The organism is Streptomyces sp. VNUA24, assembly GCF_029167005.1.
Classification (GTDB): Bacteria; Actinomycetota; Actinomycetes; order Streptomycetales; family Streptomycetaceae; genus Streptomyces; species Streptomyces scabiei.
In genome coordinates this window covers 3,921,462-3,938,656 of record NZ_CP119143.1, presented here as the reverse complement: position 1 = coordinate 3,938,656, position 17,195 = coordinate 3,921,462, and the positions used below count along the sequence as shown (strand labels likewise).

Here is a 17,195-nt window from a genome sequence, read left to right as displayed (position 1 = left end):
CGACGACGTCGTCGACGAGGAGGGCAGCCGTGGCCAGCAGCACCCATACGGCACCTACCGCTCCCGCCAAGCGGGACCGCACCCACTACCTGTACATCGCCGTGATCGTGGCCGTGGCCCTCGGCATCGCCGTGGGGCTCATCGCCCCCGACTTCGCCGTCGAGCTGAAGCCGATCGGCACCGGGTTCGTGAACCTGATCAAGATGATGATCTCGCCGATCATCTTCTGCACGATCGTGCTGGGCATCGGGTCCGTACGGAAGGCCGCGAAGGTCGGCGCCGTCGGCGGTATCGCCCTCGCCTACTTCACGGTGATGTCGCTGGTCGCCCTCGGCATCGGCCTGGTCGTCGGCAACATCGTCGAGCCGGGCACCGGCCTCGCGGTCACCGACGCGATCAAGGAGACCGGTCAGGCGCAGGTGTCGGCGGAGGCCAAGGACACCACCGAGTTCCTGCTGGGCATCATCCCGACGACCATCGTCTCCGCCTTCACCGGCGGCGAGGTCCTCCAGACGCTGCTCGTCGCCCTCTTCGCCGGCTTCGCGCTCCAGGCCATGGGCGACTCCGGTCAGCCGATCCTGCGCGGTGTCGAGCACATCCAGCGCCTCGTCTTCCGCATCCTCGCGATGGTGATGTGGGCCGCCCCCATCGGTGCCTTCGGCGCGATCGCCGCCGTGACCGGTTCCGCGGGCCTCGACGCCCTCAAGAGCCTCGCGGTGCTGATGATCGGCTTCTACATCACCTGCTTCCTGTTCGTCTTCATCGTCCTCGGCGCCCTGCTGCGGATCGTCGCGGGCATGAACATCTTCACGCTCTTCAAGTACCTGGGCCGTGAGTTCCTGCTGATCCTGTCCACCTCCTCCTCCGAGTCGGCGCTGCCGCGCCTCATCGCGAAGATGGAGCACCTGGGTGTCAGCAAGCCCGTCGTCGGTATCACCGTCCCGACCGGCTACTCCTTCAACCTCGACGGCACCATGATCTACATGACCATGGCGTCCCTGTTCATCGCCGACGCCATGGGTACGCCGATGTCGGTCGGCGAGCAGATCCCGCTGCTGCTGTTCCTGCTGGTGGCCTCCAAGGGCGCGGCCGGTGTCACCGGCGCGGGTCTGGCGACCCTCGCGGGCGGCCTGCAGTCCCACAAGCCGGCCCTGGTGGACGGTATCGGCCTCATCGTCGGCATCGACCGCTTCATGAGCGAGGCCCGCGCCCTCACCAACTTCGCGGGCAACGCGGTCGCCACGGTCCTCATCGGCACCTGGACCAAGGAGATCGACAAGGAGCGTGTGGGCGAGGTCCTCGCCGGGCGCGCGCCGTTCGACGAGGCGACGCTGCTGGACGACGGCCACGGGTCGGCCGCGCCGGCTGCGGCCGCCGAGCCCGACGGCGAGAAGGAACTCGCCAAGGCGTAGGTCGCCTTCCGACCGCGGATCGAGTGTGGCCGGTCGCGTAGTTCCCCGCGCCCCTGACGGGGCCGGGGGCGGCCCCACCGAGAAGGCTCCCAAGACCCCGTACGGCCGGGTCCTCCCCCCGTAGACCCGGCCGTACGGTTCCAGCAAGGACAACGGAACAAGCACCCCCCGGAACACCGAGCGGCCAGGTCCTCCCCCTATAGACCTGGCCGCTCGGCCTTTGCCGTCTTCCCCCCCCGCCGGTCCGCCCCGGGCTTTCCTTGACGCCGGGGTCAAGGAATACGGTCCTGTCATGCGCATCGGGGAGCTGGCGGAACGGGCCGGGACGACGACACGGGCGTTGCGGTACTACGAGGCGCGGGGACTGCTGCCCGCGCGGCGGGCCGGCAACGGCTATCGGACGTACGACGAGGGCGATCTGAAGCTGCTGCGGCAGATCCGCACCCTGCAGGACTTCGGGTTCGACCTGGAGGAGACGCGGCCCTTCGTGGAGTGTCTGCGGGCCGGGCACCCGGAGGGCGACTCGTGCCCGGCGTCGCTGGCGGTGTACCGGCGGAAGCTGGACGAACTCGACGCGCTGATCGGTGAGCTGGCGGCCGTGCGGGCGTCGGTCGGCGAGCAGTTGGCGCGGGCCGAGCGGGCGCGGGAGCGGCTGGCGGCCGAGGCGGAGGTTCCGGGGGGTCCGGAGCCGGGGTGTGAACTGGGAGGCGGACAGCTGTGATCAGGGCGGCCGGTGTGGCGGAAGTGACGGACGCGGACTTCGAGGCGGAGGTGATCGGGGCGGAGCTGCCGGTGCTGGTGGAGTTCACGGCCGACTGGTGTCCGCCCTGCCGGCAGATGGGGCCGGTGCTCAGCGCGCTCGCCGAGGAGGAGGGCGGGCGGCTGAAGGTGGTGCAGCTGGACGTGGACACCAATCCGGAGACCACCCACGCCTACCGGGTGCTGTCGATGCCGACGTTCATGGTGTTCCGGGGCGGGGAGCCGCTGAAGGCCATGGTCGGCGCGCGGCCGAAGCGGCGGCTGCTGGAGGAACTCGCCGACGTGCTCTGAATCCCGCATATACGGAAAATCCCCCGAGCAATTGCGCTCGGGGGATTTTCTTGCGTATATTTGACGGTTCGCGACTTCAATGGAATGGAGTCGCAAGGAAGTTCAGTGAGCACAGTATATCCGGGCGGGAGTGGAATTGTCAAACACCGGCTTTTCGCATGATGCACACGATGAATTGCGGCGCGAGCAGGAATTCATCGACGGCGTGTACGCCCGCGTGGACGCCCTGCGCGGTGAGACCGAGACGTCCGTGACGGACGCGCTCGCCCAGGGCCACACCCCCCGCCAGGCCCGCCTGGAGCGGGACATCCTCGTCGCCGAACGCTCGGGGCTGCTGGCCGCGCTGAACGCCGTGGACGGCTCCCTCTGCTTCGGCCGGCTCGACCTCGCCGACGGGGACGTCCACCACATCGGCCGGATCGGGCTGCGGGAGGACGACGCCGAGCGCACCCCGATCCTGATCGACTGGCGCGCCGACGTCGCCCGCCCCTTCTATCTCGCCACCGGGCACACCCCGATGGGCCTGCGCCGCCGCCGGCACCTCACCACCGAGGGCCGCCGGGTCACCGCCCTGCACGACGAGATCCTCGACCTCGGCGACGCCACCCGCACCGGCTACGAGGACCCGACCGGCGACGCCGTCCTGCTCGCCGCCCTCGACTCCGCCCGCACCGGCCGCATGGGCGACATCGTGCAGACCATCCAGGCCGAGCAGGACCGCGTCATCCGGGCCCCGCACCAGGGGGTGATGGTCGTCGAGGGCGGCCCCGGCACCGGCAAGACCGCCGTCGCCCTGCACCGGGCCGCCTTCCTCCTCTACGAGCAGCGCGAACTCCTCGCCAAGCGCGCCGTCCTCGTCGTCGGCCCCAACCCCGCCTTCCTCGGCTACATCGGCGAGGTACTGCCCTCCCTGGGCGAGACGGGCGTCCTGCTGGCCACCGTCGGCGAACTGTTCCCCGGCGTACGGGCGACCGCGTCCGACACCCCGCGGGCGGCCAGGGTGAAGGGGAGCGCCGCCATGGCCGACGTGCTCGCGGCCGTCGTACGGGACCGGCAGACCCTGCCCGACCCGGTGATCGCCATCGAGCACGACCGGGAGATCCTCATGCTCGACGACGACCTCGTACGGGTCGCCCGCGAGCGCACCCGTGAGGCGAAACTCCCGCACAACGAGGCCCGGGAGCACTTCGAGGGCCACATCCTCAACACCCTCACGGACATGGTCGCCGAACGCATCGGCACCGACCCGTACGACGGCACCAACCTCCTCGACGCGAGCGACATCACCCAGATCCGCGACGAACTCGCCGAGAACCCCGAGGTCTGGTCGGCCATCGGCCGGCTGTGGCCCCGGATCACCCCGCGCCGCCTGATCGCCGACTTCCTCGCCGAACCCGACGCGTACCTGTCCGCCGAGGACGCCGACGCCGTACGCCGTCCGGTCACCCGGGCGTGGACCGTCGCCGACGTGCCCCTCCTCGACGAGGCCGCCGAACTGCTCGGCGACGACGACCGCTCGGCACGGGCGCGCGCCGAGCGCGAGCGGGAGACGCGGATCGCCTTCGCGCAGGGCGTGCTGGAGGTGTCCTACGCCTCCCGGACGTACGAGTTCGAGGACAAGGAGGACAGCGACCCCGACGGCTCCGAGGTGCTGTCCGCGCACGACATCATCGACGCCGAGCGGTTCGCGGAGCGGCACGAGGAGGACGACCACCGCAGCGCCGCCGAGCGCGCGGCGGCCGACCGCACCTGGGCGTTCGGGCACATCATCGTCGACGAGGCGCAGGAGCTGTCGCCGATGGCCTGGCGGCTGCTGATGCGGCGCTCGCCGACCCGCTCGATGACCCTGGTCGGCGACCCGGCCCAGACCGCGGAGGCCGCGGGCGTCGGCTCCTGGTCCGACATCCTCGCCCCGTACGTCCAGGACCGCTGGGAGCACACCCGCCTCGCGGTCAACTACCGCACCCCCGCCGAGATCATGGCGGTCGCGGCCGGCGTCGTCCGCGCCGAGCGCCCCGGCTTCGAGCCGCCCAGCTCCGTACGGTCCACGGGCGTACGCCCCTGGGCGCGGCGCGCGGCCGCCAAGGAGCTGCCCGCCGAGGTCGCCAAGGCGGCGGCCGAGCTGACCCCGGCCGAGGGGCGGCTCGGCGTCATCGCGCCACGCGAGCTGCACCGGGCGCTCGCCGCCCGGCTGGACGGGGTGACGGCGGGCGCGGAACCCGATCTGACCAGGACCGTCGTCCTCCTCGACCCCCGGCAGGCCAAGGGGCTGGAGTTCGACTCCGTCCTCGTCGTCGAGCCGGCGCGCCTCGGCACGAGCGATCTGTACGTCGCGCTGACCCGGGCGACGCAGTCGCTCGGCGTCGTGCACGCGGAGGACCTGCCCCCGGCGCTGGCGGAAGAACTGACGGTGGCGTGAAGTCGACGGGCGGACGCCGTCTGGCAGCTACCCGCCAGCCGGCGTTCCCGCCACCGTCACCACAGGTGCATCCGGGATCACCAACCCGTAACAGTTACGGTCATCGTCACTGCTCGTGCACGGTTCATGCGGTATGCGTGTCGGTCATGGAAACACATCCGTTCGCGGCCGCTCCGGCCGGCGGCCCCGGCCTGGAATCGCTGCGCGTGGAGCCGCTGCTGACCTCGGAGTTCGACGCGGACCCGGGCAGCGTCTACGAGCGGCTGCGGAGCACCTACGGCCCCGTGGCGCCGGTGGGGCTGATGGGGGTACCGGCGTGGCTGGTTCTCGACTACCGCGAGGTGCTGGAGGTCCTGCGCAACGACAGCGTCTGGCGGCGTGACGTCCGGCACTGGCGGGCGCGGGCGGAGGGGCGGTTGCCGAAGGACTGGCCGCTCCTCGCCGGGTACGAGGTCCGGCAGACCATGTTCTTCGACGACGAGGAGCACCGGCGGGCCCGGCTGAGCTACCACTCGGCGATGCGGCCCTTCCAGGACGGCCACTCGCCCGAGGGCTGGGAGCTGCGGGCGGCCGTCGCACGGTACGCCGACGAGCTGATCGGCCTGCTCGCGGCCGAGTCCGGGACGAGCGGATTCGCCGATCTCGCGGCCCAGTACACCCGGCCGCTGCTCCTCATGGTCACGACCAGGCTGTTCGGCTGCCCCGTCGAACTGGGCGACGAGATGGTCATGGACCTGTGGCGGATGCTGGACGGCGGGCCCGACGCGGGGCCGGCCACCGGACGGGCGCTGGGCGCGATGACCCGGCTGGCGGCCCATCGGCGCTCGCGTCCCGGGGAGGACCTGACCTCGTACATGCTGCTCTCCGACCCCACGCTGAGCGACGAACAGCTGGGCCGCGAGCTGTTCATGAACGCGGTCTACCTGAACGACATCACCGGCAACATGGTCTGCAACACCCTGCTGGAGGTGCTGCGGGGCAACGCGACGGTCCGGCGGAGCCTGTCCGACGGACAGCTCGGGGAGACGGTGAACCGGGCGGCGCTGGTGAATCCGCCGACGGCCAATCTGTGCTTCCGGTTCGCGGCGCGTGATGTGCGGCTGGGGAACTACGTGATCCGGGCGGGCGACATCGTGTCGCCGTCGGTGGCGGCCGCGCACCGGGACCTGCTCGCGACCGGGTCCTCCCACCTCGTCGACTCCGCGATCAGTACGCGGGCGCATCTGGCGTGGGGTGCCGGGCCGCACCAGTGTCCCAGCGCCGCGCGGGAGTTGGCGGGGACGATCGTGACCACCGCGGTCGGGCGGATCTTCGACCACTTCGCGCGGGCGGAGCTGACCCTGCCGCCGGACCAGCTGCCGTGGCGGTCGGGGCCGGTGGTGCGCGGGCTGCGGTTGCTGCCGGTGCGGTACGAGCTTGCCGCGCACAGTGCGGCTCGGGGGGCGGCGCGGCGGCGGGAGGGGAGTGGGGCGGCCGGGGGTTCGCCGGTGACTCCGTCGGTGGAGGCGCCGGGGGAGACGGTGCCGGTTGCGGAGCCGGTGGGGGAGCGGGCGGGGGGTGGGTTGCTGGGGGCGTTGCGGCGGATGCTGTCCGGGGAGCGGAAGGGTGGGTGACCGCTCCCCGGGGTGCTCGTCCTCGTCCGCGGGTCCGGTGGGGCTTCTCGCGCAGTTCCCCGCGCCCCTGAAGGCGCAGCCCCTGCTTGTGAGGGGCGCGGGGAACTGCGCGATCAGCCCCCACCGGGCCTGGAGACGAACTCAGGCCGGGCGGAGCCAAACCGTGGAGAGTGGGGGAAGCGTGACCCGGATGCTGGCCGGGCGGCCATGCCAGGGCTGGGGGTCGGGCTTCACGGCACCCGACCCCGCGGCGTCCGTCCCGCCGTAGGCCGCCGCGTCGGTGTTCAGCACCTCGCGCCAGGCCGGGACGTCCTCGGGGACACCGAGCCGGTACTCCTCCCGGACCACCGGGCTGAAGTTGGAGACGGCCAGCAGCGGCGTACCGTCCTCGGCGAACCGCAGGAACGCCAGGACGTTGTCGTCCGCGGAGTCCCCCGTGATCCAGGAGAAGCCCGCGGGCCGGGTGTCCTGCTGCCAGAGCGCCGGCGTCCGCCGGTACTCCGCGTTGAGGTCACGGACCAGATCGCGCACTCCCCGGTGGTCGGCCTCGGCGCCGTACGCGGGATCGAGCAGCCACCAGTCCGGCCCGTGCGCCTCCGACCACTCGGCGCCCTGCGCGAACTCCTGCCCCATGAAGAGGAGTTGCTTGCCGGGGTGCGCCCACATGAAGCCCAGGTACGCCCGGTGGTTGGCCCGCTGCTGCCACCAGTCGCCCGGCATCTTCGACACCAGGGAGCCCTTGCCGTGCACGACCTCGTCGTGGGAGATCGGCAGGACGTAGTTCTCGCTGTACGCGTACACCATCGAGAAGGTCATCTCGTGGTGGTGGTGCTTGCGGTGGACGGGGTCCTTGGCCATGTAGTCCAGCGAGTCGTGCATCCAGCCCATGTTCCACTTCAGGCCGAAACCGAGACCGCCGAAGCCCCCGGGGCCGTTGTGGTGGGTGGCCCGGGTGACGCCGTCCCAGGCCGTGGACTCCTCCGCGATCGTCACGACACCCGGCACCCGCCGGTACACGGTCGCGTTCATCTCCTGGAGGAAGGCGACCGCGTCCAGGTTCTCCCGGCCCCCGTGCTCGTTCGGCGTCCACTGGCCCGGCTCGCGCGAGTAGTCGAGGTACAGCATCGACGCGACGGCATCCACCCGCAGCCCGTCGATGTGGTACTCCTCGCACCAGTACACCGCGTTCGCCACCAGGAAGTTGCGCACCTCACGGCGGCCGTAGTCGAACTCCAGCGTCCCCCAGTCGGGGTGCGCCGCCCGCTGCGGGTCCGCGTGCTCGTACAGCGGCCGTCCGTCGAACTCGGCCAACGCCCAGTCGTCCCGCGGGAAGTGGGCCGGCACCCAGTCCATCAGCACACCGATGCCGGCCCGGTGCAGGGCGTCGACCAGGTACTTGAAGTCGTCGGGGGTGCCGAGACGGGCGGTCGGGGCGTAGAAGCCGGTGACCTGGTAGCCCCAGGAGCCGCCGAAGGGGTGCTCGGCGAGGGGCAGCAGTTCCACATGGGTGAAGCCGAGGTCGGCGACGTACGCCGGGAGCTGTTCCGCCAGCTGCCGGTACGTCAGACCCGGGCGCCAGGACGGCAGGTGCACCTCGTAGACCGAGAACGGCGCCTCGTGCGCGGGGGTCTGTGTGCGCCGGGCGAGCCACTCCTCGTCGCCCCACTCGTACGCCGAGGCGTGGATGACGGACGAGGTGTTCGGCGGGACCTCCGTACGGCGGGCCATCGGGTCGGCCCGGAGCGTCCTCGAACCGTCCGGCCGGGTGATCTCGAACTTGTACAGCTCGCCCTCGCCGATCCCCGGCACGAACAGCTCCCACACGCCCGAGGAGCCCAGCGAACGCAGGGGGTACCCCGTGGCGTCCCAGAAGTTGAAGGTCCCGGCCAGGCGCACGCCGCGCGCGTTCGGCGCCCACACGGTGAACCGGGTGCCGGTCACGCCCTGGTGGGTCATCGGCTCGGCGCCGAGCGCCTTCCACAGCTCCTCGTGGCGCCCCTCGCCGATGAGATACAGGTCCAGCTCGCCGATCGCGGGCAGGAAGCGGTAGGCGTCCTCCGTCTCCTGCACGGCGCCCTCGTACGACACCAGCAGCCGGTACGCCGACGGCACCTCCCGCAGCGGCAGCAGCGCCGAGTAGAAGCCGCCCCCGTCGTCGTGCAGCTCCGCCCGCAGCGTGTCCACCACCACGCTCACGCCGAGCGCGTAGGGCCGGAACGCCCGGAACACCACACCGCCGGGCACGGGGTGGGCGCCCAGCACGGAGTGCGGCGCGTGATGGGTCCCGGCCAGCAGCCGTTCACGGTCGCCGCCGTCCATCGCGGGGGAGAAGACGGGGTGGGCGAGGGCGGGGTCGTCGTGGGGGACGGTGTCCTGCGCGGGGGTGTCCTGTCTGGGGACCGACGGGTGCGGCGGCACCGGTTCGGCGGCGGCCCGCGGGGGGACGGCCGGTTCGGCGGCGGCCTGCTGGGGCAGGACGGGCTCCGGGGCCGGTGATCCGGTCGACACCGGGGCGGGGGGAGGCGTCCCGCCGCCCGGCGGGAGGGCCGGGACCAGCACCGCGCGCTCCGCCTGCCGCGGCGACGTCACCGCCTTCCCGGCGACGGCACGCCGGGCGGCGGCCTCGGTCGTGACGACGCCCTCGGACGGCGTGGCCTTCCTGGCCGCCGCCTGCTTCGCGACCCCGGCCTTCCTGACGCCCGCCTTCTTGACCCCTGCCTTCTCGGCGGCGGCCTGCTCCATGGCAGCGGGTTCCTTCACCGCCGCGGTCTTCTTGACGGCAGGGGTCTTCTTCGCCGCCGCGGTCTTGGCGGCGACCCGCTTGGCGACCGGCTTCTTGGCGGCGGCCTTCTTCGTGACGGCCTTCTTCGCCAGGGGCTTCTCGGCCGCGGCCTCGGCGGTGAGGGCCTTCTCTGCCACGGCCGGCTTCGCCACGGCCTTCTCCGCCACGGTCTTGGCCGCTGCCGTCTTCTTCGCGGCGGCCGGCTTCGCGGCGGTCTTCGTCGTCGCGGCGGCCTTCTTCGTGACGGCCTTCTTCGCCAGGGGCTTCACGGCCGCGGCCTCGGCGGTGACGGCCTTCTCTGCCACGGCCGGCTTCGCTACGGCCTTCTCCGTCACGGTCTTGGCCGCTGCCACCTTCTTCGCGGCGGTCTTCGTTGTCGCGGCGGTTTTCGTCGCGGCGGTCTTCGCCACGGCCTTCTTCGTCGCCGCCTTCTTCGCCACGGCTTTCGTCGTCGCCGTCTTCTTGGCCGGGGCCTTCGGCGTAGTACCCCCGGTCCCGGCGGCACGCCCCGGCGCGGGTTCGCCGGCGGCTGCCTCGACCCCGAGCGACTCCTTCGCCGACGCCTTCTCCGCCTTCTTCGTCGCCGTCTTCTTCGCGGTCGCTGTCTTCGCCACGGCTTTCTTCGCGGCCGTCTTCTTCGTGGCGGCCTTCTTCACCGGGGCGGACCCCTCGACGGGGGGACCGGCGGGCTGGGTGCTGTCGTCGGACGGCGGGCGGGGTGTCACAGGTACTGCCTCCTCGGCAGGGGTGGGGCAGGGGTGGGGCTGGGGCGTGTCAGGGGGTGTCGGCGTTGGGGTCCGTGGCCAGCCGGTGCACGGCGGCCAGGGGAACCGGTAGCCAGTCGGGGCGGTGGCGGGCCTCGTAGAGGACCTCGTACACGGCCTTGTCAGTCTCGTACGCGCGCAGCAGCACGGGATCCGTACGCGGGTCGGCTCCGGCGACGTCCGCGTACCCGGAGCAGTACGCGGCCCGGCACAGGGTCGCCCATTCCGCGGCCGGGGGCCGGACGGAGTGCGCGGCGTAGTCGAAGGAGCGGAGCATGCCGGCGACATCACGGGCGACGGGCTGCGGCAGCCGCCGCTCGGCCAGCGGCTTCGACGGTTCGCCCTCGAAATCTATGAGAGACCACTCCCCGGAGGGCGAGCGAAGGCTCTGCCCGAGGTGGAGGTCGCCGTGTATGCGCTGCGCGGTCCAGGTGCGCCCCTCCGCGGCGAGGTCGGCGAGCGCCTCGAAGGCCGTGTGCAGACCGGGGGCGTACGGCCGCAGCGCGGGGACGGCCTGGGCCGCGGCCTCCAGGCGCCCGGTCATCCCGGCGACGAGCGACTCCAGTTGCGGCCGGCCGAGGGTGACCGTGGGCAGGGCCCGCGCCAGCGCCCTGTGCACCTCGGCGGTCGTGCGGCCCAGTGCCCGTGCCTCGGCGGTGAAGTCCTCGCCCTTGGCCAGCACGCTCAGCGCCAGTTCCCAGCCGTCCGCCGCGCCGTGCAGGAACGGCTGGAGGACGCCCAGGACGTGGTGGCCTTCGGCGCCGGCGGTCCGGTCCAGCTCCGCCACCATCCAGGCCACCGGCGCGGGCACCCGGGGGCAGCCCACGCGGGACAGCTCCCTCGGCAGTTCGAGGTCGGGGTTGTCGCCGGGCACGATCCGGCGGAACAGCTTGAGGATGAACGTATCGCCGTAGACGAGGGAGGAGTTGGACTGCTCCGAGGTGATCAGGCGGGGCACCAGGCCCTCGGGGATCTCGTACCGGGTGTCCCGGCCGCACTGCAGTGCCCCGACCTGGGCCTCGGTCCGCATCGCCTCCAGGAGGACCCCGGCGAGCCGCGGGTCGTGCAGCGCCTCGTAGACCGTGCGTCCGGCCAGCGGCCCCTCGGCCACGTGCCCGATCAGCGCGGGTGCCAGCCGGGGCGGCAGCGTCTCGCGTACGCCGAGGAGCAACTGGTAGCAGTCGCCGGGGTGGGCCGGGGCTCCCTGGGACGGCACCAGCGGCTGGTGGGCGCGCACGAGGAGGTGGAGCAGCCCGGCCTTGGCGGTGCCCGTCGGCAGCAGCTCGGTGGCCGCCACCAGACTGAACCCGGCGACCGGCCGGCCCTTCCCCGCGAACCAGCGCTGCCGTGGCAGCCACTCCCGCAGCAGCGGCTCCAGGGAGAGGAGCAGACCGGGGGGCGGCTCCGTGGCGGGCGGTGGAGCGGGACTTGGCGCGGTGGGGTGCGTGGCGGCTTCCGACATGGCCTCGCGTCCTTTCCCCGGGGCGGGGTGTTCCTGTCTGCGTGCCCCGGGCGGGCCGGGAGAAACCGGCCCGCCCGGGGTTCGGGCCGGGCTTACACGGTGTCCTTCCGCAGGCGGAACCAGTAGAAGCCGTGGCCCGCGAGGGTGAGGAGGTAGGGGAGTTCGCCGATGGCGGGGAAGCGGACTCCGCCGATGAGTTCGACGGGGTGGCGTCCCTCGTAGGTGCGCAGATCGAGTTCGGTGGGCTGGGCGAAGCGGGAGAAGTTGTTGACGCAGAGCACCAGGTCGTCCCCGTGCTCGCGGAGGTAGGCGAGCACGGAGGGGTTGGAGGAGGGCAGTTCGGTGTAGGTGCCCAGGCCGAACGCCGGGTTCTGCTTGCGGATCTCGATCATCCGGCGGGTCCAGTGCAGCAGCGACGACGGCGAGGACATGGACGCCTCGACGTTGGTGACCTGGTAGCCGTAGACCGGGTCCATGATCGTCGGCAGTGACAGTCGTCCCGGATCACAGGAGGAGAAGCCGGCGTTGCGGTCGGGGGTCCATTGCATGGGGGTGCGGACGGCGTCGCGGTCGCCGAGCCAGATGTTGTCGCCCATGCCGATCTCGTCGCCGTAGTAGAGGATCGGGCTGCCGGGCAGGGACAGCAGCAGGGCGGTGAAGAGTTCGATCTGGTTGCGGTCGTTGTCCAGGAGGGGGGCGAGGCGGCGGCGGATGCCGATGTTGGCGCGCATGCGGGGGTCTTTGGCGTATTCCGCGTACATGTAGTCGCGTTCTTCGTCGGTGACCATTTCGAGGGTGAGCTCGTCGTGGTTCCGCAGGAAGATGCCCCACTGGCAGCTGGACGGGATTTCGGGGGTCTTGGCGAGGATTTCGGAGACCGGGTAGCGGGATTCCCGTCGTACGGCCATGAAGATCCTCGGCATCACCGGGAAATGGAACGCCATGTGGCATTCGTCGCCGCCGCCGGCGAAGTCACCGAAGTAGTCGACGACGTCCTCGGGCCACTGGTTCGCCTCCGCGAGGATGACCGTGTCCGGGTAGTGTGCGTCGATCTCCTTCCGCACCCGTTTGAGGAAGTCATGGGTTGCGGGAAGGTTTTCGCAGTTGGTGCCTTCCTGCTGGTACAGGTACGGCACCGCGTCCAGCCGGAACCCGTCGATGCCCAGGTCCAGCCAGAACCTCAGCGCCGAGATCATCTCCTCCTGCACGGCCGGGTTCTCGTAGTTGAGGTCGGGCTGGTGGGAGAAGAAGCGGTGCCAGAAGTACTGTTTGCGGACGGGGTCGAAGGTCCAGTTGGAGGCTTCGGTGTCGACGAAGATGATGCGGGCGTCGGGGAATTGTTTGTCGTCGTCGGCCCAGACGTAGTAGTCGCCGTAGGGGCCGTCGGGGTTGTTCCGTGATTCCTGGAACCAGGGGTGCTGGTCGCTGGTGTGGTTCATGACGAAGTCGATGATGACGCGCATGCCGCGTTGGTGGGCGGCGTCGACGAATTCGACGAAGTCGGCGAGGTCGCCGAATTCGGGGAGGACGGCGGTGTAGTCGGAGACGTCGTAGCCGCCGTCGCGGAGGGGGGATTTGAAGAAGGGTGGGAGCCAGATGCAGTCGATGCCGAGCCACTGCAGGTAGTCGAGTTTGGCGGTGAGGCCCTTGAGGTCGCCGACTCCGTCGCCGTTGCTGTCCTGGAAGGAGCGGACGAGCACCTCGTAGAAGACGGCGCGTTTGAACCAGTCCGGGTCCCGGTCCTTCTGCGGCGTGTCCTCGAAGGTGTCCGGAACGGGCTCGTTGACGATCATGGTGTGGGTGACCCCCCGATCTGCGGGTTGGACGGTCGCAGGACGGTCAGTACGTGGGCGGGCGAGCGGCCCGGTTCGAGACGTACGTAGTTGTTCCTGCCCCAGGTGTAGACCTCACCGGTGAGCTCGTCTCGTACCAGCACGGACTCATGCCAGTCGAGGCCGAGTTGCGGCATGTCCAACGAGACCGTGGCCTCCTGGGTGTGGTGGGGGTCGAGGTTGACGACCACCAGAACCGTGTTCGAACCCGCCCGCTTCGAGTAGACGATCACCGCTTCCTGGTCGGCGTGGTGGAAGTGCAGGTCACGCAGCTGACGCAGCGCCGGGCTCCGGCGCCTGATCTCGTTGAGCTTGCCGAGCAGCGGCGCGATGGTGCGGCCCTCGCGTGTGGCTGTGTCCCAGTCGCGGGGGCGGAGCTGGTATTTCTCGGAGTCGAGGTATTCCTCGCTGCCGGGCTTGAGGGGGGTGTTCTCGCACAGTTCGTAGCCGGAGTAGATGCCCCAGGTGGGGGAGAGGGTGGCGGCGAGGACGGCGCGGAGTTCGAAGGCGGGGCGGCCGCCTTCCTGGAGGAAGGCGTGGAGGATGTCGGGGGTGTTGACGAAGAAGTTGGGCCGCATGTAGGCGGCGGCCTCACCGGCGAGTTCGGTGGCGTACTCGGTGAGTTCGGCCTTGGTGGTGCGCCAGGTGAAGTAGGTGTAGGACTGCTGGAAGCCGGTGGCGGCCAGGGTGTGCATCATCGCGGGGCGGGTGAAGGCCTCGGCGAGGAAGATGACGTCGGGGTCGGTGGCGTTGATGTCGGCGATGACCTGTTCCCAGAACACGACCGGTTTGGTGTGGGGGTTGTCGACGCGGAAGATCCGCACGCCGTGGTCCATCCAGTGACGCAGGATCCGGGTGGTCTCGGTGATGAGGCCGGGCAGGTCGGCGTCGAAGGCGATGGGGTAGATGTCCTGGTACTTCTTCGGCGGGTTCTCGGCGTAGGCGATGGTGCCGTCGGGGCGGTGGTGGAACCACTCGGGGTGTTTGGAGACCCACGGGTGGTCGGGGGAGCACTGCAGGGCGAAGTCGAGGGCGATCTCCATGCCCAGGGCGCGGGCCTCGGTGATGAAGTGGTCGAAGTCCTCCAGGGTGCCGAGGTCGGGGTGGATGCTGTCGTGGCCGCCCTCGGGGGAGCCGATGGCCCAGGGCACGCCGACGTCGTCGGGGGTGGGGGAGAGGGTGTTGTTGCGGCCCTTGCGGAAGGTCGTCCCGATGGGGTGGATGGGGGGCAGGTAGACGACGTCGAAGCCCATCGCGGCGATGGCCGGCAGCCGGCGGGCGGCTGTGCGGAACGTTCCGTGGGGCTGGGCGGGAGTGCCCTCGGACCGGGGGAAGAACTCGTACCAGGAGCCGAACAGGGCGCGTTCGCGCTCCACCAGCAGCGGCAACGGCTCGGAGGAGGTGACCAGCTCCCGCAGGGGGTGACGGGCCAGGACCTCGTCCACCTCCGGCGCCAACGCCGCCGCCAGCCGGGAGGACACGGGCCTCGCGGTGTCCCGCAGCGCGTCCACGGCGGCGAGCAGGACGCCCCGTCCGCTCCGGCCCTCGGGGACGCCGTCGGCGGCGCGCTCGTGCAGCCGCGCGCCCTCCTCCAGGACGAGTTCGGTGTCGATGCCGGCCGGGATCTTGATGCGGGCGTGATGCCGCCAGGTGGTGACCGGATCGCCCCAGCCCTCCACGGCGTACGACCAGACACCCTCGCTCGGTACGGAGACGGTGGCGCCCCAGCGGTCCGTGCCGGGGGCCAGTTCACGCATCGGGGCCCAGTCGGCCGGGCGGCCCTCCGGGTCCCGGAGCACCACGTTCGCGGCGACCGCGTCGTGGCCCTCCCGGATGACGACGGCCGAGATCTCGAAGGCCTCGCCCACGACGGCCTTGGCCGGACGGCGACCGTGGTGGACGGTCGGCCGCACGTCGACGACCGGTATGCGGCCGATGGTGGGGGCGCCCGGAGTCCCGGGGGTCTTCGGGGGTGGCGCGGCCGGCGCGGGCGGGCTCGCGTGCGCCGGGCGTGCGGGACGTGCGGAGGCGCTCTCTGGGGTGACGTCGGTGGTACTGGTCGTCGGGGGTGGTGACGAGTGGTGCGTGGCGGGCATGACCGCTCCTGTCCGCGTCAACGTGGGTGGGCGGATAAGGGTGTGGGGAGGTGGGGCCAGCGGGACTACCGGTGAAGCCTTCCCACACGGTGCGGGTGGGCATTCCGGCACTTTGTTAACTACTCACGCGTATGTCTACACACAAGACCGGCCTCGTCCGAAAGGGTCGAGGCCGGTCACTGTAGTCGCTCTCGGTAAAGAGACCTTCACCTCCGGTGTTACGGACTCCTACGAACGGCCGACCTGAAGAAGCCTGTTCGGGGAGCCCGCCCTCCTCTCCTTCACCTTGCCCGAAACCGCTCGCTCAACCAGGGCCCCGGCCACGTCGGCCGGTGAGGCCCTCGGGCGGTCGGCCAGATACAGGGCCGCCGCGCCCGCCGCGTGCGGTGCGGCCATCGACGTACCGGACCGGGTGGCCGTCCCGGTGTCACCGCGGTGGGAGGCGGAGGTGACGGACACGCCCGGGGCGAACAGGTCCAGGCTCGGGCCCCAGTTCGAGAAGCCGGCGCGGACGTCCTTCCTGTCGGTGGCGCCGACGGTGATCGCCTGCTCGACGCGGGCGGGCGAGGAACGGCTCGCCGCCAGCCCGTCGTTGCCCGCCGCGACCGTGTAGGTGACCCCCGACGCGATGGAGGCGCGTACGGCCGCGTCGAGCTGGGCGTTGGCGGGGCCGACGAGGCTCATATTGGCCACGGCGGGCTTCCCCGCGTGCCGGGTGACCCAGTCGACACCCGCGATGACCTGGGACGTCGTCCCGGCGCCGGCGTCGTCGAGCACACGCACGGAGACGATCCGGGCCTTCTTGGCGACGCCGTGCGTGGTGCCGGCGACGATGCCCGCGACATGGGTCCCGTGGCCGTTGCCGTCCTGCGCGATCCGGTCGTTCTGCACGAAGTCCCAGCCGTCGACGGCCCGGCCGCCGAACTCCTCGTGCGTCACCCGTACGCCGGTGTCGATCACGTACACGGTGACGCCCCTGCCCGCCGACCGCGGTGAGGTGTAGCTCCTGTCGAGCGGAAGGTCCGGCTGGTCGAGGCGGTCCAGGCCCCACGCGGGCGGGCCGGGCCGTCGACGGCCGTCGCGGGTACGGTCGTAGGCGACCTTCGTGTCCTGGACGACGGAGGCCACGCGGGAGTCCGCCGCGAGGCGCCTGGCCCGGGTCTCGTCCGTCGTCACGGCGTAGCCGTTCAGGGCGGCGCGGTACAGATGGCGTATGCGCACCCCGTACCGCGCGGCTATGCCCCTGCCCGCGGCCGACGTGGCCGGGACTCCCGCGTCGAGGGTCACGAGGTAACTGCCGCTGACGGAGCCGGGACCGCCCGCTCCGTGGACGAGTCCCTCCGCGGCGGCCCGCGCGGGCAGGGTGCCGGCCGCGAGCACCGCGGCCGTCACGACCGCCGTGAGCCCTCCCGACCGGCGCACACGCCTCGCTCTTGCCTTGCCCGGGTGACGCATGTGTGGCCAACCCCCTCCTCGGACCGGGTGACGCCCGGGGGCAGCCTCTCGTGCGGCGTGGGACGCCACAAGGCCGCACCGAGGGAGGTAATCGGCCATATCCCCTGGGGGATACATGCGGAGGTACGGCCGATTACCGCCGCCTCGCGGTCCGGTGCGGCGAATTCAGGACTGAACGCCCGGGAAGGGACTGCCCGACGGGGCGGCCGGGGTACGGATGCGCCGTAATCGCATACCGGGGGACGCCCCGTGGTTACCGGGCCCCCGCGCCGCTACCGTCGGGGGTGACGAACGGCGCACAGCGGAGTGC

At 71.4% G+C, this 17,195-nt stretch carries 10 protein-coding genes; 5 read left to right on the top strand and 5 right to left on the bottom strand.

The window, feature by feature from the left end:
- Positions 1-29: 29 nt before the first annotated feature.
- The 5 genes from PYR72_RS16365 to PYR72_RS16345 all read left to right on the top strand — a co-directional run bounded on the left by PYR72_RS16365 (position 30) and on the right by PYR72_RS16345 (position 6,494).
- Positions 30-1,412, top strand: coding sequence for a cation:dicarboxylase symporter family transporter (locus PYR72_RS16365; protein WP_275456032.1), 1,383 nt, complete (start codon positions 30-32; stop codon positions 1,410-1,412).
- A 292-nt stretch (positions 1,413-1,704) separates the two neighbouring features.
- Positions 1,705-2,133, top strand: coding sequence for a MerR family transcriptional regulator (locus tag PYR72_RS16360; protein WP_013000586.1), 429 nt, complete (start codon positions 1,705-1,707; stop codon positions 2,131-2,133).
- A gap of 14 nt (positions 2,134-2,147) precedes the next feature.
- On the top strand, positions 2,148-2,462 hold the full coding sequence (locus tag PYR72_RS16355) for a thioredoxin domain-containing protein (RefSeq protein WP_275456031.1): 315 nt from the start codon (positions 2,148-2,150) through the stop codon (positions 2,460-2,462).
- A gap of 175 nt (positions 2,463-2,637) precedes the next feature.
- Entirely contained in the window at positions 2,638-4,881 is a 2,244-nt protein-coding gene (locus PYR72_RS16350; RefSeq protein ID WP_275456030.1) for an AAA family ATPase, read from the top strand.
- A gap of 146 nt (positions 4,882-5,027) precedes the next feature.
- Positions 5,028-6,494 (top strand): cytochrome P450, encoded by a 1,467-nt coding sequence (locus PYR72_RS16345; RefSeq protein WP_275456029.1) that lies wholly within the window; start codon positions 5,028-5,030, stop codon positions 6,492-6,494.
- Positions 6,495-6,635: 141 nt separating this feature from the next.
- Here PYR72_RS16345 and glgB read toward each other — a convergent pair whose 3' ends face one another.
- The 5 genes from glgB to PYR72_RS16320 all read right to left on the bottom strand — a co-directional run bounded on the left by glgB (position 6,636) and on the right by PYR72_RS16320 (position 16,885).
- Positions 6,636-10,001 carry a 1,4-alpha-glucan branching enzyme gene (gene glgB / locus PYR72_RS16340; RefSeq protein ID WP_275456028.1) on the bottom strand — a complete coding sequence of 1,122 codons (3,366 nt, stop codon included), beginning with the start codon at positions 9,999-10,001 and terminating at the stop codon, positions 6,636-6,638.
- 49 nt (positions 10,002-10,050) lie between these two features.
- Positions 10,051-11,502 (bottom strand): maltokinase, encoded by a 1,452-nt coding sequence (locus PYR72_RS16335; protein ID WP_275456027.1) that lies wholly within the window; start codon positions 11,500-11,502, stop codon positions 10,051-10,053.
- Positions 11,503-11,594: 92 nt separating this feature from the next.
- Positions 11,595-13,295, bottom strand: a complete 1,701-nt coding sequence (treS, locus tag PYR72_RS16330; RefSeq protein ID WP_275456026.1) for a maltose alpha-D-glucosyltransferase — start codon at positions 13,293-13,295, stop codon at positions 11,595-11,597.
- On the bottom strand, positions 13,292-15,430 hold the full coding sequence (locus tag PYR72_RS16325; protein ID WP_275456025.1) for a maltotransferase domain-containing protein: 2,139 nt from the start codon (positions 15,428-15,430) through the stop codon (positions 13,292-13,294). The genes treS and PYR72_RS16325 overlap by 4 nt, the downstream gene beginning before the upstream one ends.
- Before the next feature lie 228 nt (positions 15,431-15,658).
- Positions 15,659-16,885 (bottom strand): S8 family peptidase, encoded by a 1,227-nt coding sequence (locus PYR72_RS16320; protein WP_275456024.1) that lies wholly within the window; start codon positions 16,883-16,885, stop codon positions 15,659-15,661.
- Between the last annotated feature and the right edge of the window lie 310 nt (positions 16,886-17,195).